The following is a 13,442-nucleotide window of genomic DNA, read 5'->3' as shown; positions in this document are numbered from 1 at the left end:
CATGGATTCAACGCGATCGTCACCGATGACGATTCCGAAGAACTTGCTCGCAACGCGCTGGAGCGGCGAAGACACTAAGGTTTAGAGCACTTCGAAGACCTGGTATTCGACGCCGCCCGGACATCGTCCGCCCATCGCGACCGCGACAATCCCGTTGAGCCATGCGTGCGCAGGCGCGGCGGTCTCGAAGTACGGCGTCGTGCGCAGATAATACTCGGAAGCGTCGACCGTTTCACCGCGACCCAGACGTTCGTCGACGGCCTGCGGCGCGCGCCTGACGCCGCGATAGGTCATGAGGATGAGACCCCCGTCATCGGCGACCAGCAGAAGCCTGACGTCTTGCTGAAATGTGCCATCGGCGCGAGCAAGCAGGAGATCGGAGCCGATCATCGGTGATACCGCGCCGTTCAGGCGCTCTCCGCGGAAGTGTCCACCCGAGACGGGAAAGATGCGTCGGTCGCCGGCCGGCGTCCGGCCTAGATCCAGCGGCGGGTGCAGGGTGATCAGGAGTGTAAACAGGTGTCGAGATTGCAGGGACATGACCAAGCTCCTATTCTTGCCCCCCACCCTGAGCCAAGGCGTCCTGCCTCGAAAACGAGCTTTGCTTGTCGTCGTCACAAGGGAAACTGATCAGTAGAGATCCTGGTCATGTGAAGAAGCTGATCATGCGGCCCTCCCTGGAATCTCTGCGAGTATTGGAAGCCTGTGTCTCCGCCCGGAGCTTCGCGCGCGCGGCCGAGCGCCTGTATCTGACGCCGGCGGCGGTCAGCCTGCGCATGCGTACGCTGGAGTCCGAACTCGGCCAGCCGCTTTTCACGCGTGCTGGGCGGCGGGTGGTCCCGACGGTCGCCGCCTCTGTGCTGGCAAGCCACGTCCGCAAGGCGCTGGATGGAATTGCCGGCGCGCTCGATGAATTTCAGGCGGCGACGCCACCGCTCAGACTCACAGCGCCGCCGACATTCGCATCACGTTGGCTTGCGCCGCGTCTGGCGCGCCATCCAGTGCCGGGAGCGCCTGTAATCGAGGTCGACGTTTCCGCGGATATTCGCGACGCTGGCGCGTTCGACGTCGCCATAAGAACTGGCCGCGGCGGATGGGCGGGGCTTGAAGAATATCGGCTCGCGCCGGTTGAAGTGACGCCGATGCTGGCGCCGTCCCTGCTCGGGGCGCGGACGCTCGGTGCACCGGAGGCGCTGGCTGACTTCGACCTTTTGCCGCATCCCGACTGGGATCAATGGTTCAAGGGTGCGCAATGCGGGATCCCGCAGGGCCTGCGCTTTGCGGCGGTCGATTACCCGACGCACGAGCTGGACGCCAGCGCGGCGCTGGCGGGCGTGGGCGTGGCGCTGTTGTCGCCCTTGCTGTTCCGGCCGCTTTTGACTGAGGGCGTGTTGATCGCGCCGTTTCAATACGTGCTGAGCGGGCCGGCCTGGCATTTTGCGCTGATGCGCAACGACGACCCCCGCCTGGCGCCCCGGCAGTTTTGCGCCTGGCTTTGCGAGCAGGCCGGGGAGGCGGCATGATCGCGGCCAGAGAGATGAGGCGGCCTGCCCGTAGTTGCGGCCATGGCCGCCGACCTCAGCGGAAATCGGGTAGCTTCGCATCGACCCTGTTGAGGTGCGGATCGCTGATATAGACGTCGAGCGTCCACAGCCCTTTCGGCGGCGAAGCGCGCTCCGCGCCTACCTCCGGCTCACCGCGATCGCGCCCGCGACGATCAGCAAGGCGCCGGCGAAGGTCGTGAACAGCGGCACCTCGCCGAACATCAGGTAGCCGAGCAGGCTCGCCCAGATCAGCGCGGTGTATTCGAGCGGCGCGAGACGTGACGCCTCGGCGCGGGCATAGGCTGAAACCAGCATCAAATGCCCGCCGACGCCCAGTGCGCCGGCCAGGGCATAGCTCCCGATGTCGGCCCAATTCATCGGCACGAAGGCGAGCGCGGCGGGAATGGCGAGGCACAAGGCCGGCCCGCCGTTCTGGAACAGCACGATGATCGCCGGATGCTCCTTCTGCGCGATGCGCCGGAGCAGGACCAGGTTGAAGGCATAGGCCACGGCCGAGAACAGGGCGGCCGCGACACCGAGTTCGGCGTTGGTGACATGGCCCTGCAGGCGCGGCCAGACCATGATGAGCATCCCGGCGAGGCCGAAGCCGAGTGCCTGGAAGACCCGTCCGCTGAGCTTTTCCTTGAGCAGGAGTGCGCCCAGCAGCGCGACGAAGACAGGCGCCAGGAAGGCGAGCGTCAGCGCCTCCGCCAGCGGCAGCAGCGAGACCGAATAGAAGAAGCTGCCGGCGGTGAGCACGACGACCGGAACGCGGATCGTATTGCCGATCACGCTTGCCCGCGTTGGGCGCGGCGGGCGGGCGATCGCGACGAAGATGAGCGCAAACAGGCTGCCCATGGCGAAGCGCATGAACAGGGCTGGGAAGAAGGGGTGCTCGCGCATCTGCCCTTTGACCACCGCATCCATGGCGGTGAGCAGCGCGATGCCGAGAATGCCGCGGAGCGCCGTCGGAAGCGTCATGCCGAGACGCCGGTCAGGCGCTTGCGGAAATGGTATTCCCAGGTCTCGGAGACGTCGGCGAGATAGCGCGCCGCCGGCCAGCGCACGAAACCCAGCTTCTCGTAGAAGCGGTGGCCGCGCGCGAAGCGCGTATCGGACCACAGCATCATCTCATCATAGCCGCCGGCCTCCGCGAAGCGCAGCGCCTCGGTGAACAGCACCTGCGCCAGGCCGGAGCCGCGAAAAGCCGGGTCAGCATAGACCTTGGTGATCTCGACCGCGTTCTGCTCCGGCACGGGCGTGACGCCGAGCGAGCCGGCGATAGCGCCGCCGGGCGCATCGGCGATCCAGAGCCGGCCGCCTTTCCCAGCGAAATGGCTGGCGGGCGCACGCAGTTCGGGGAATTCCGACCATTCGAAAAAGCAGTTCGGATATTCCGCGAAGCTCGCGGCGATGAGGGCGGCGAGCGGCTCGGAGTCGGAATCGCGGGCGTCGCGGATGGGCGGGAGCAGGGCGGTCATGGCGATCGCTTACGGCTTATGCGGCTGCACGAATAGAGCATTGCGCGAAAAAGTGGGTACCGGTTTTTCGCTGAAGCAATGCTCTAAACTTTTAGAATCGATCACGTTTTTCGCATTCGGACGCTATCGTCCGAATCCGACGTGATCGAGTGTGCAGTTCCGCAAGTCCGCATTCCCTCAGCGCAACAGCGCGAGCGCCGCGTCGACCGAGAGCTTCGCGGCGGCGACCGCCAGCAGGCCATAGCACCAGATGAACAGCGTCTTCTGGTCGAGCTTGCGATGCACGACATGCCCGAGCCAGATGCCGACCGGCACGGCCGGCGCGAGTGCGAGCGCCCCCCACAAGGCCTCAGTATGCTTCAGCCCGAGCGCGAAATAGGGCGGCAGCTTCAGCCAGTTGCCGAGCGTGAAGAGCGCGATGGTCGTGCCCACCAGCGTGCTCTTGGGCAGGCCACGCCCGAGCAGATACATCGCGACCGGCGGCCCGCCCGCATGCGCGACGAAGGTGGTGAAGCCCGAGGCCGTGCCGGCGAGCAAAGCGAGCTTGCCCGAGACCGGACGGGAGCCAGGAGCCGCAAGCCGCCCCTTCAGGAACCATTGCGCAGTGAAGGCGAGCGTCGTCAGCCCGATTACAAGCGTGACGATGCGCGGATCGATCCGGACGAAGACGAGATAGCCGATGCCGATCCCGACAACGAGGCCGGGCAGGAGCCAGGCGAGATCGGGCTTCGACCAGGTCGAGGCGCCGAAGCTGCGCAGCGCCATCATGTCCATTAGCGAGACCAGCATGGCGACCATGATCGCGGCATCGAGCGGCTCGGTAACGATCGCCAGCAACGGAATGCCGAGAATGGCGAGCCCGCCGCCAAAGGCGCTCTTGCCGATGGCGATGACGAGCGTCGTCGCCCAGCCGACGAGATAAAACAGCGGTTCGCTCGGCATCAGGCGGACTCGAGGTCTCGCTGCGCTGCTCCCGCTTGGAAAACCGCACCCAGCCAGTTAGGCCAGTGAGACGGCACGATTCCGGTTTTCGCCTGAGTCGAGGGACCCTTGCCGCATTGGCGCCGAGACCGAGACGACATGACCGTCCTGCTGCCCTTCGTCATCAATGCCGGGCTGAACTTCGTCCTCGGTCTGCTCATCGCCTTCTTCCTCGGCCCGGCCGAGTTCGGCCGTTACGCCATAGGCGCGGCCATCATCGTGCTGGTCAATACGGCGCTGCTCGACTGGCTGAGGATATCGGCCCTGCGTTTCTATTCGCTGACGACGCGCGAGACCCAGCCCGAGATCCGCGCGACGCTCGACCTCCTGGTCGCGGGCATCTGCATCTCGCTTTGTGGCCTGCTCGTCGTCGCCGTCGCCGTCGGCATCGACTTCAAATTGCCCGCGATGCTGCTCTCGGCCGCTGTGCTGGCCGGAATCGGGGCGGGGCTGTTCGACTATCACGGGGCGATCGCCCGGGCCCGCTTCCTCGACGCCGCCTATGCCCGGTTGATCATCGTCAAGAACATCATGGCGCTGATCCTGATGGTCGGCGGGGCCTGGCTGACGCGGGATCCGACGGTCGTGCTGCTCGGCGGCCTATTCAGCGCCGCGGTCTCGCTCCTGGCGGTGCGGCGCGCGCTTGCCGATGCGCCGCTCTCGCTGGCTGCCGCGCGCAAGGACGTCGCCTGGAGCTTCTTCGTCTACGCGCTGCCGCTCGTGGCGGGCAATGCGATCTATTCCTTGATCCCGCTGCTCAACCGCTCGCTGCTGGCCGATGCGCAGGGCTATGCCGAGGCCGGCTATTTCTCGCTCGCCTCCGATATGGGCTTGCGCTTGTTCGGGACGCTGGGGGCGACGCTCGAAATCGTACTGCTGCGCGAGATCATCCGCCTCGACGAGACGCGCGGCCGGATCGCTGCGCAAAAGCGCATCGCCAAGAACATCCTGCTCGTGCTGATGGTCGCCTTGCCCATCGCTGTCGGGCTATGGATGGTGCTGCCGGCCTTCGACCGCTTGATCGTGCCGCCGAGCTTCCAGGGCCGTTTCGCCAACTATATGGCGATCCTGATCCCGGGCTTCGCGGCGATCACGATCTTCCAGGCCGCCCTCTATCCGGTCTTCCTGATCGGCAAGCGCACCGGCATCGCAACGCTTGCCGCGCTGCTCGGGCTTGGCGTCAATCTCGCGCTCGGGCTCGGCCTGGCGTCGACGCTGGGGCCCGCGGCCTACGCCTTCGGCCAGACGGCGGCCTTCCTGGTCGTGCTCGCGGTGATGGCGACGGCGGCCTTGCGTGCGCTGCCGGTTTTGCCGCCTCTGCGCGATTGCGCCCTGGTCGTGCTGGCGGCTGCTGTGATGGCGGCCGTGATCTGGCCGTTGCGACGGCAATTCTCCGCTCCGGTCGAGCTGGCCTTGCAGATCTCCATCGGCGTCGCGGTCTATGGCGCGCTCATCCTGACCTGCGATGTCGCGCGCTGCCGCACGACGGCGCGGCTCTGGTGGATGACCCGGCGAATCGGGCGCAGCTGAGACACCTCGTAGCCGCTTGAGGCGAGAGCGAAGCGGGCAGCGCAACGTGGCGTTGTACGTTGCAATCCAGAGAAGATTTCGACTAATTTCAATGACTTTTCGGTTAACGCGAAAATTTTATGTAATTAACGAGCTACAATAGGCATTTGTTTTTAGAAAGTATACTTAGTCCGACAAAAATCAGGATAATTTCGCCTTATCGCGGCGAGTGTAATGGATTCATTTCTGAGAAAACCTTACGGTACTCGCGGAAATTTGGAATCAAACTAGACGTCGATGCTAATCTCAGTAACATTGAGAAACAATAAGCTGTCGACCTTCATCCCGTGGTCCCGACATCTGGTGCGGCACGTCGAGGTGCCGAGGGGCTCAATTCGCGCGGCTGCAACAGGGCAAGCGAGACTACGGAACGATCGGAGGACGACGGAATAATCGTTAGGGAGATGGTACTGCCATGGGCTGGCGCCACCGCGATTGGATCCTGTCGACAACCTCCGCTCTCGGCCTTTTCATGGCGACCGATACCGTCTGGGCCGGATGCGGACCGACCTCCGCCGGCAACGATGTCGTCGTCTGCGACGCGACGCCGCCCGACCCGACGGTTGCGCCGCTCAATCTCCAGGCCGGCAACGATAGCCTGACCGTCACTGCCGGCACCCTCAGCGGTGGCATCACCGGCGGGGCGGGAACCAAGACGGTGACGCTGCTCGGCGGCACCATCGCGAGCTACACCAACACCGACCCGGCTGGCATCTCCAACATCACCCTCTCGCTGGGCAGCACTGTCCTGATCACCGGAGGCGTGACGACAGGGCCGGGCGCCGATCGGTTCGAGATCAATGCGGGCACGGTCAACGGCGCGGTCCAGCAAGGCGCCGGTATCGACACCTTCATCATGACCGGCGGTCAGATCCAGTCGCTGCAGCAGGGCGACGGGCGCGATATCTTCGTCATGTCGGGAGGAACGATCGTCGGCGCCTTCGAGGATGGCGACGTCGCCACCATGACCGGCGGCAGCATCGGGCGCGTCGACATGAAGCTCGACAACAACATCTTCAACATGTCGGGCGGAACGATCATCGGCAATCTGGTGACCGGCTTCGGCAACGACACCATCACGATTTCCGGCGGCAGCATTGGCGGCAATATCAGCGTCAGCGGCGGAACCGACAGCGTCACCGTGACCGGCGGCGCGATCGGCGGTAATATTCTGATGAGCACCGGCGACGATGTCTTCATCTGGGCCGGCGGCGGCACGATCGGCGGCTTCGTCGATATGGGGCCCGGCAATGACAGCGCGACGCTGCGCGACCTGAACCTGCCGGCCACGCAGCGCATCATGGGTGGCGACGGCATCGACACGATCACGCTTGGCGGGGCTGGCCTGTCCTCGCTCAATGCCAGCCTCGTCACCGGCTTCGAATTCCTGACCAAGACCGACGCCGGAACCTGGACCCTGAGCGGGTCGCTTACCGATATTCAGGTCGCAACCGTGCAGCAGGGCACCTTGCGGCTCACCGGCGACAATTCGGCCTATGCCGGCCAGATGATCGTCGACCCTGCCGGCACGCTCGAAGGCCGGGCCCAGAGCATGACGCCGACCGTGACCAATAACGGCCTGGTGCGCTTCTCCCAGCCGGATGCGGGAACCTATGCGGGCGTCATTTCGGGAACGGGTGCGCTCGAGAAGACCGAGGCCGGCACGCTGAGCCTGAGCAATACGAACAGCTATACCGGCGGCACGACCATCACGCAGGGCACGCTGCAGCTCGGCATCGGCGGCACCACGGGCAGCATTTTGGGCGATGTCGTCAACAACGGTACATTGGCCTTCAATCGGTCCGACATCGTGACCTTCCCCGGAACCGTCTCCGGCACAGGCGCGCTCACCCAGCTCGGCACGGGCACGACCGTGCTGACGGCGAACAACAGCTATAGCGGTGGGACCACGGTCGGCGCGGGCACGCTGGCTGTCGGCAATGCAGGCAGCCCGCTGGCGGCGCTCTCCGGCGGTGGTCCGGTCGCGGTGGCGGCAGGGGCGACGCTGGGCGGCTATGGCACGGTCACGGGCGCCGTCACGAACGCCGGCACGATTGCGGTCGCCGATACGGTCGCCGCTTTCGCCGGCGGTGCGAAGGGCGATTTCACCATTGTCGGCACCTTGACCAATGCAGGGCTCGCGCAGCTCGGTGGAACCGGCATCGGCAACAGGCTGGTCGTCTCCAGCTATGTCGGTCAGAACGGCCAGCTCGCCCTCAACACCTTCCTCGGCAGCGACGGCTCGCCCTCGGACAGGCTTGTGATCAACGGCGGAACCGCGAGCGGCAGCTCCGCCTTGCAGATCAGCAATGTCGGCGGGCCCGGCGCCCTGACGGCGGGCAGCGGCATCCTGGTCGTCGATGCCGTCAATGGCGGCACGACGGGCGCGGGCGCCTTCTCGCTCGCCGGGCCGGTGGCGGCAGGTGCCTATGAGTACCTGCTGTTCCATGGCGGCACGGCTCCAGGCACCGCCAATAACTGGTATCTGCGAAACGCCGTCGTCGCAGCCTCCGCCGGCGAGCCGCCGCCGGTTGCGGCATCGGGCTCCCCGCCGCTTCCGCCTGCTCCTCCGGCGGGTTCGGCGCCCGTGCCGCTCTACCGTGTCGAGGTTCCAATCTATGCCGCCATGCCGGCCATGGTGCGCCAGCTCGGGCTGGCGACTTTGGGCACCTTCCACAAGCGCCAGGGCGAGCAGGGGCTGCTCTCGGGCGAGGGCAGCATGCCGGCGGGCTGGGGCCGCGTTTTCGGCGAGCGCACGAACCAGCGCTGGTCCGGCACGGTCGATCCGGAGTTCGATGGCCGGATCTGGGGCTTGCAGGCCGGGCTCGACCTCTACGGCATCGATCGGCCGAGCGGCCATCGCGACAGGTTCGGCCTGTTCTACGGCTATGGCCGCACTGACGGCGATGTGCGTGGCTTCGCGCTTGGCCAGTTGCGCAATCCGGTCGGCAAGCTCGTTCTCGACGCCAACAGCCTGGGCGCCTACTGGACGCATCTGGGCCCCTCCGGCTGGTATCTGGACGCGGTGCTGATGCATAGCTGGGTCGATGGCGACGGGCGCTCGAACCGCGGCGTTGTTGGGAAACTCGACGGCAGCGCCGTGACGGCCTCCCTGGAGGGCGGCTATCCGATCGGGCTTTGGACGGGCTGGACGCTGGAGCCGCAGGCGCAACTGATCTGGCAGCATCTCTCGCTGGGGACGGTGCAGGACCGCTTCGCTAGCCTGGCCCTCAGTGCCAGCGACGCCGTCACCGGCCGGGTCGGGGCGCGCCTGCAGGGCGCGTTCCAGGCCGGCTCCGTGCAGTGGCAGCCCTATCTCAACCTCAATCTCTGGCACAATTTCGAGAGGACCGACAAAATCACCTTCGATACGGCCGACGTCATCCCGACCAAATTCGGCGGCACCTCGCTCGAGATCGGCGGCGGTGTCATCGCCAAATTGTCGTCGGCGGTGAGCCTTTACGCCGCGGGCGGCTACACCATCGCGCTGGGCGGCAAGGACCGGCGCTCGGTGCAGGGCAATCTCGGTCTGCGCGTGACCTGGTGAGCAACGCTTCGTTCACCCTGTCCCTTGCCGGATCGCTAAGGTTAATTCGTTGAATTGGCGGGATTAACCGCCTGTCGCGCGCCGCAGAGTCAACGATTCACCATTCCTTCTCCTGCCGCTCGGCAGGCTCTCCGGCAGATTGATGTCGAGAGAGTTGCGTCATGCGTCCAGTCCTTCTCCTGCCGCTCGCCGCCCTTGTGCTGAGCGGGCCGGCCCTGGCCCAGAACTATGCCCAGCCGCTGCCGGGCGATCCGATGGCGACCGCCTCCTCGGGGCGGAGCAGTTACGGCGGCGGTTTCATCGAGATGCTGATGACCGGCCGCGACCCGACGCCGATGGCCCGGGGCGGGGCGGTCTATAATCGCCCAGGCGCCTACGCCACCTATGGGCGCAGCGCCGAGCCTGCGGCCGATCCCTTCGAGCCTGCGGCCCAGCCGCGCGCGCCCGGCCGCCGCATGGCCGCGCTCGGCGAGCCCGTCGAGGTGGAGCGCCCGATCGAGCGCGTCATCGATCCGCGCTTCCGCAAGCAGGAGGTCGCCTATGACGGCCCGCAGAAGCCCGGCACGATCATCATCGACACGCCGCAGCGCTTCCTCTTCCTGGTCCAGCCGGGTGGGCGCGCCTTACGCTACGGCATCGGCGTCGGCCGCCCCGGCTTTTCCTGGGCGGGCATGAAGACGGTCAGCCGCAAGGCGGAATGGCCGAGCTGGACGCCGCCGGCCGAGATGCTGAAGCGCCGCCCCGACCTGCCGCGCTTCATGCAAGGCGGGCCTGAGAACCCGCTGGGCGCGCGCGCCATGTATCTCGGCTCCTCGCTCTACCGCATCCACGGCACCAACGAGCCGTATACGATCGGCCAGGCGGTCTCCTCGGGCTGCATCCGCATGACCAATGACGATGTCACCGACCTCTATGAGCGCGTCCGCGTCGGCGCGAAGGTGCTGGTGATCTGAGGCGCGCTGCCTTCGAGGGCTAGGAAAACGCAGAAGCCCGCCCGGAGCGAACCGGGCGGGTTTCGTGTTTGTCGGCGCTGCTGAAGAGCGGCGCGCGATCAGGTCCAGCTATCGTCGTCGTCCCCGGCGGAGCTGGAGCCGTCGTCATAGCCATCATCGGCCGGCGCGTCGGCGTTGGCGTTCTGGTAGTTCGCCGGGTCGGACGAGCCGTCATTGTAGTTCGCGTTGTCGCCGGCATTCTGGGTGCTGGCGGCGTCGTTGTTCTTGGTGGCGTCGGGCGTCGGCGGGTTGAACTTGGCGCTGTCCGAGATCGAGCCCAGATCGGCCGCCTTGGCCGCTCCCGCGCCGCCGCCATGACCGCCGAAGGCATTGGTCAGGACATTGCCGAGCACCATGCCGCCGGCGACGCCGGCTGCAGTCGTGAGCGCGCTGGCCATGAAGCCGCCGCCGGCTGGCGCCTGGGGCGCAGCCGCCTGGCCGGCCCAGGGGCCCGGCTGGGGCGCCTGCATCGGAGCAGCCTGCATCGCGCCGGGCTGGGGGCTGTTCCAGGCCGGGGAGGGTTGCCCCATCGAGCGTTGCGGGAAGGCAGGCACCGAGCCCGGGCGCTGCGGCTCGGGAGCGCGTGGCGCGCCGCCGAAGATGCCTGACAGGAAGCCGCCGGATTGGGGGGCGGGCTCGGCCGGCCGGCTCTGCAGATCGCGGATTTGTGCCTGCAGATCCTCGACCTGCGCCTGCAGGTTGGTCAGCGCTTGTTCCTGCACATAGACCGCTTGCGCCATGGCGTAGGGCGCATAGGGCTGCTCGCGCAGGCGCTCTGAGATGAAGCGCTCAGCCTCGGGGTCGCGGGGCTGGTTGGCCGCCTGTTTCAGGCGGTCGAAAATCCCGGCGATCACGTCGCGTTCTTGCGGCGTCATCGTCATCTCCTCTCGTTCTGGGCGGCGCGGTCGCGCCGCCGCATCAAGAGGTGGTGGGTGCGTGTGACGGTATCAAGGCGGTGCCCCTGAACCGTCAGCTAATGCGCTTTCGAGCGACGTGGATACCGGTTCACGTGAAGAAAGCGCGTCGAAGCGAAGTCCGAGGGTACTGTCCGATCCGGTTGGATCGGACAGTACCCTGGCCTCACATCGTGTCGGAGGTGAACTCGTCGAAGTTCTCGCCCGGAGCCGGCGTCAGTAAGGTGCCGCGGTTCAGCACGACGACGGTCGTCCCGGTCGGCACCCGGCTGTGCAGGTCGATGATGTCCTGGTTGAACATCCGGATGCAGCCGCTGGAGACCGACTGGCCGATCGACCAGGGCTCCGAGGTGCCGTGGATGCGGTACATCGTGTCGCGGTCGCCCTGGTAGAGATAGAGCGCGCGTGCGCCGAGCGGGTTGTCGAGGCCGGCCTGCATGCCGCCGGCCCAGGGGCCGTTCTTCTGGGGATCGCGCGCGATCATCGCAGGCGTCGGGGTCCAGCGCGGCCATGTTCCCTTGCGGCCGACGGTGGCGCGCCCGCGCCAGGACATGCCCTGCTTGCCGACGCCGATGCCGTAGCGGATGGCGCGGCCGTTCTCGCGGACGAGATAGAGGAAGCGGTTGTCGGTATCGACGACGATGGTGCCGGGCCGCTCGCGTGTCGGGTAGGACACTTCCTGGCGCAGGAACTTCGGGTCGACCTCCGAAACATCGGTCGCCGGCAGCGGATAGGTCTCATCGGGCTGTTCGCCATACATGGCGAGGTATTCGGGGCTGACGCCAGGTGCGTGCGCCGCCTCGAAGGGCTCTTGCCGCGTGCTCACGCAGGCCGCGAGCAGAAGAGGCATCAGCAGCGCCGCAAGGCGCTTCAGGGGGAGGCTGGCAAAGGCGGAGGGCGCGGAGGACATGGATGGGGGCTCGATGCGTGAAGCTGGCGGGCGGCGGCGGAAACCTAGAGCATTGCGCGAAAAAGTGGGTACCGGTTTTCCGCGTGAGCAATGCTCTAAACTTTTAGAATCGATCACGTTTTTCCGCATTCGGACGGAGCCGTCCGAATGCGACGTGATCTAGGAGCGACGCGCAAGTTCCACGCCATACCCCGATGCCTCTTTCAAGGTGTGCGAGATGGCCGTGGGGTGAACAGTGCGTGGCGAAATTGTGGCAGACACAAGCTGTGACGAATCGGCAACAATTGCAATCTCTATGCGTGTTATTCAAAGCAATATACAACCATAGCGAGAAAACACGGTCCGCAAATTAGCTCATCAGGTTTCGAACAGGCCGAGAAGCTTGAATTTTAAGCATTTGTTTAGCGATTTCATCGCGAATCAGGATGTCGCAACGTCACGGCGACGATCGATGCTCCGGCTTCCGCCACAGAGGCGGCGGGTCGCGCATGGCTCGGATCTCCTGGACGCATTGCGGCAGCGACCATGCCGATGCCTAACCATCTCAAAAACCCGGCTGGGTCAGATGCGCCAGAGATGCGCCCCGATTCAGCGGGACAACAGGCCGGGGAGGCCGGGTCCTTGAAGTCCATTCGCATCAAGATCGTCGCGATGCTGGCGATCGTCGCCGCGGGCGCCATCGTCTCGGCCGGGCTCAGCCTCTACGCATTGTCGCGGGCCAATGATCTCAACCAGCGCTCGAGCGTGCAGGGCGACATCGCGCTGCTGACCGAGCGGCTCAACGGCCTCGTCACCGGTGTGGTGATGGAGTCACGCGGCATCTACATGTCGAAGACGGCGGCGGAGGCTGAGCCTTACGCCAAGGGCATCGAGAGCCGCTTTGAGCAGTTGCGTAGGATGACTGTCGATCTGAGGAGGCTTGCTCCCGCAGATGCGCGTGTGGCGCAGATCGAAAAGGCGATCAGCGAATTCATCACCTTCCGCTCGGAGACCGTCCGCCTTGGCCGAGAGGTCTCGACGACGGCGGCGAATGCCCAGGGCAATAACGAACTCAACCGCGCCAACCGCAAGGCGCTGAACGATGTTCTCGTCGCCTTCGGCACGCAGAATGAGACAGCCGGCAATGCGCTCGGACAAGAGGCCGATGCCTTTACGAAGCAGGTGCAATGGATCCTGCCGACCGTGCTGCTGTCGGCGCTGCTGGCCTCACTGGCCGCGGCATTGCTCTTCGCGCAACGCTCGATCACACGGCCGCTGGTTGACCTAAGCGGTGTCATGCAGCGCCTGACCGCTGGCGACACCAAGGTCGATGTGCCGCATGTTGTGCGCCAGGACGAGATCGGGGCGATGGCGCGCGCGGTTTCAGTGCTGCGCGAGAGCACCGAGCAGGTCGCGATGCTTCAGGAGCAGGAACGCGCAGCTTCGGCCGCTCGCCTGGCGCGGGCGCAGTCGATGGAAGCTGTGGTGACGGATGTCGGCGAGGTCGTCGCGGCTGCGGCGTCGG

At 65.9% G+C, this 13,442-nt stretch carries 11 protein-coding genes; 5 read left to right on the top strand and 6 right to left on the bottom strand.

Annotation, left to right across the window (positions count from 1 at the left end; all coding sequences use genetic code 11):
• Nucleotides 1-81: 81 nt before the first annotated feature.
• The gene (locus BMZ97_RS11415) at nt 82-540 is read right to left on the bottom strand and encodes a DUF3237 domain-containing protein (protein ID WP_092169072.1); all 459 of its coding nucleotides are present in this window, start codon (nt 538-540) and stop codon (nt 82-84) included.
• Nucleotides 541-665: 125 nt separating this feature from the next.
• On the opposite strand from BMZ97_RS11415, the gene BMZ97_RS11410 reads away from it, so the two are divergent.
• Complete coding sequence (locus tag BMZ97_RS11410; protein ID WP_092171262.1) at nt 666-1,523, top strand: LysR family transcriptional regulator; 858 nt, start codon at nt 666-668, stop codon at nt 1,521-1,523.
• Between the two features lie 159 nt (nt 1,524-1,682).
• Here the strand turns inward: BMZ97_RS11410 and BMZ97_RS11405 are convergent, their stop codons facing one another.
• The 3 genes from BMZ97_RS11405 to BMZ97_RS11395 all read right to left on the bottom strand — a co-directional run bounded on the left by BMZ97_RS11405 (nt 1,683) and on the right by BMZ97_RS11395 (nt 3,967).
• The gene (locus BMZ97_RS11405; protein ID WP_092169069.1) at nt 1,683-2,525 is read right to left on the bottom strand and encodes a DMT family transporter; all 843 of its coding nucleotides are present in this window, start codon (nt 2,523-2,525) and stop codon (nt 1,683-1,685) included.
• On the bottom strand, nt 2,522-3,025 hold the full coding sequence (locus BMZ97_RS11400; protein ID WP_092169066.1) for a GNAT family N-acetyltransferase: 504 nt from the start codon (nt 3,023-3,025) through the stop codon (nt 2,522-2,524). The genes BMZ97_RS11405 and BMZ97_RS11400 overlap by 4 nt, the downstream gene beginning before the upstream one ends.
• Before the next feature lie 177 nt (nt 3,026-3,202).
• Nucleotides 3,203-3,967, bottom strand: coding sequence for a sulfite exporter TauE/SafE family protein (locus BMZ97_RS11395; RefSeq protein ID WP_092169063.1), 765 nt, complete (start codon nt 3,965-3,967; stop codon nt 3,203-3,205).
• Nucleotides 3,968-4,105: 138 nt separating this feature from the next.
• On the opposite strand from BMZ97_RS11395, the gene BMZ97_RS11390 reads away from it, so the two are divergent.
• The 3 genes from BMZ97_RS11390 to BMZ97_RS11380 all read left to right on the top strand — a co-directional run bounded on the left by BMZ97_RS11390 (nt 4,106) and on the right by BMZ97_RS11380 (nt 10,075).
• Complete coding sequence (locus tag BMZ97_RS11390) at nt 4,106-5,536, top strand: lipopolysaccharide biosynthesis protein (protein ID WP_092169060.1); 1,431 nt, start codon at nt 4,106-4,108, stop codon at nt 5,534-5,536.
• A 511-nt stretch (nt 5,537-6,047) separates the two neighbouring features.
• The gene (locus BMZ97_RS11385; RefSeq protein ID WP_210188245.1) at nt 6,048-9,122 is read left to right on the top strand and encodes an autotransporter family protein; all 3,075 of its coding nucleotides are present in this window, start codon (nt 6,048-6,050) and stop codon (nt 9,120-9,122) included.
• Between the two features lie 161 nt (nt 9,123-9,283).
• Nucleotides 9,284-10,075, top strand: coding sequence for a L,D-transpeptidase (locus BMZ97_RS11380; RefSeq protein ID WP_092169054.1), 792 nt, complete (start codon nt 9,284-9,286; stop codon nt 10,073-10,075).
• A 98-nt stretch (nt 10,076-10,173) separates the two neighbouring features.
• On the opposite strand, the gene BMZ97_RS11375 is transcribed toward BMZ97_RS11380, so the two are convergent.
• Both BMZ97_RS11375 and BMZ97_RS11370 read right to left on the bottom strand, forming a co-directional pair.
• Entirely contained in the window at nt 10,174-10,989 is an 816-nt protein-coding gene (locus BMZ97_RS11375; protein ID WP_092171259.1) for a DUF2076 domain-containing protein, read from the bottom strand.
• Nucleotides 10,990-11,194: 205 nt separating this feature from the next.
• Nucleotides 11,195-11,938, bottom strand: a complete 744-nt coding sequence (locus BMZ97_RS11370; RefSeq protein ID WP_092169051.1) for a L,D-transpeptidase — start codon at nt 11,936-11,938, stop codon at nt 11,195-11,197.
• Nucleotides 11,939-12,559: 621 nt separating this feature from the next.
• Here BMZ97_RS11370 and BMZ97_RS11365 point away from each other — a divergent pair.
• A partial coding sequence (locus tag BMZ97_RS11365; RefSeq protein ID WP_175525523.1) for a HAMP domain-containing protein occupies nt 12,560-13,442 on the top strand: 883 nt, incomplete at its 3' end.

The sequence above is a fragment of the Allobosea sp. OK403 genome (genome assembly GCF_900113835.1).
In the GTDB taxonomy this organism is placed as follows: Bacteria; Pseudomonadota; Alphaproteobacteria; order Rhizobiales; family Beijerinckiaceae; genus Allobosea.
The sequence above is the reverse complement of the archived record's forward strand: the minus strand, read 5'-3'. Positions and strand labels throughout refer to the sequence as shown.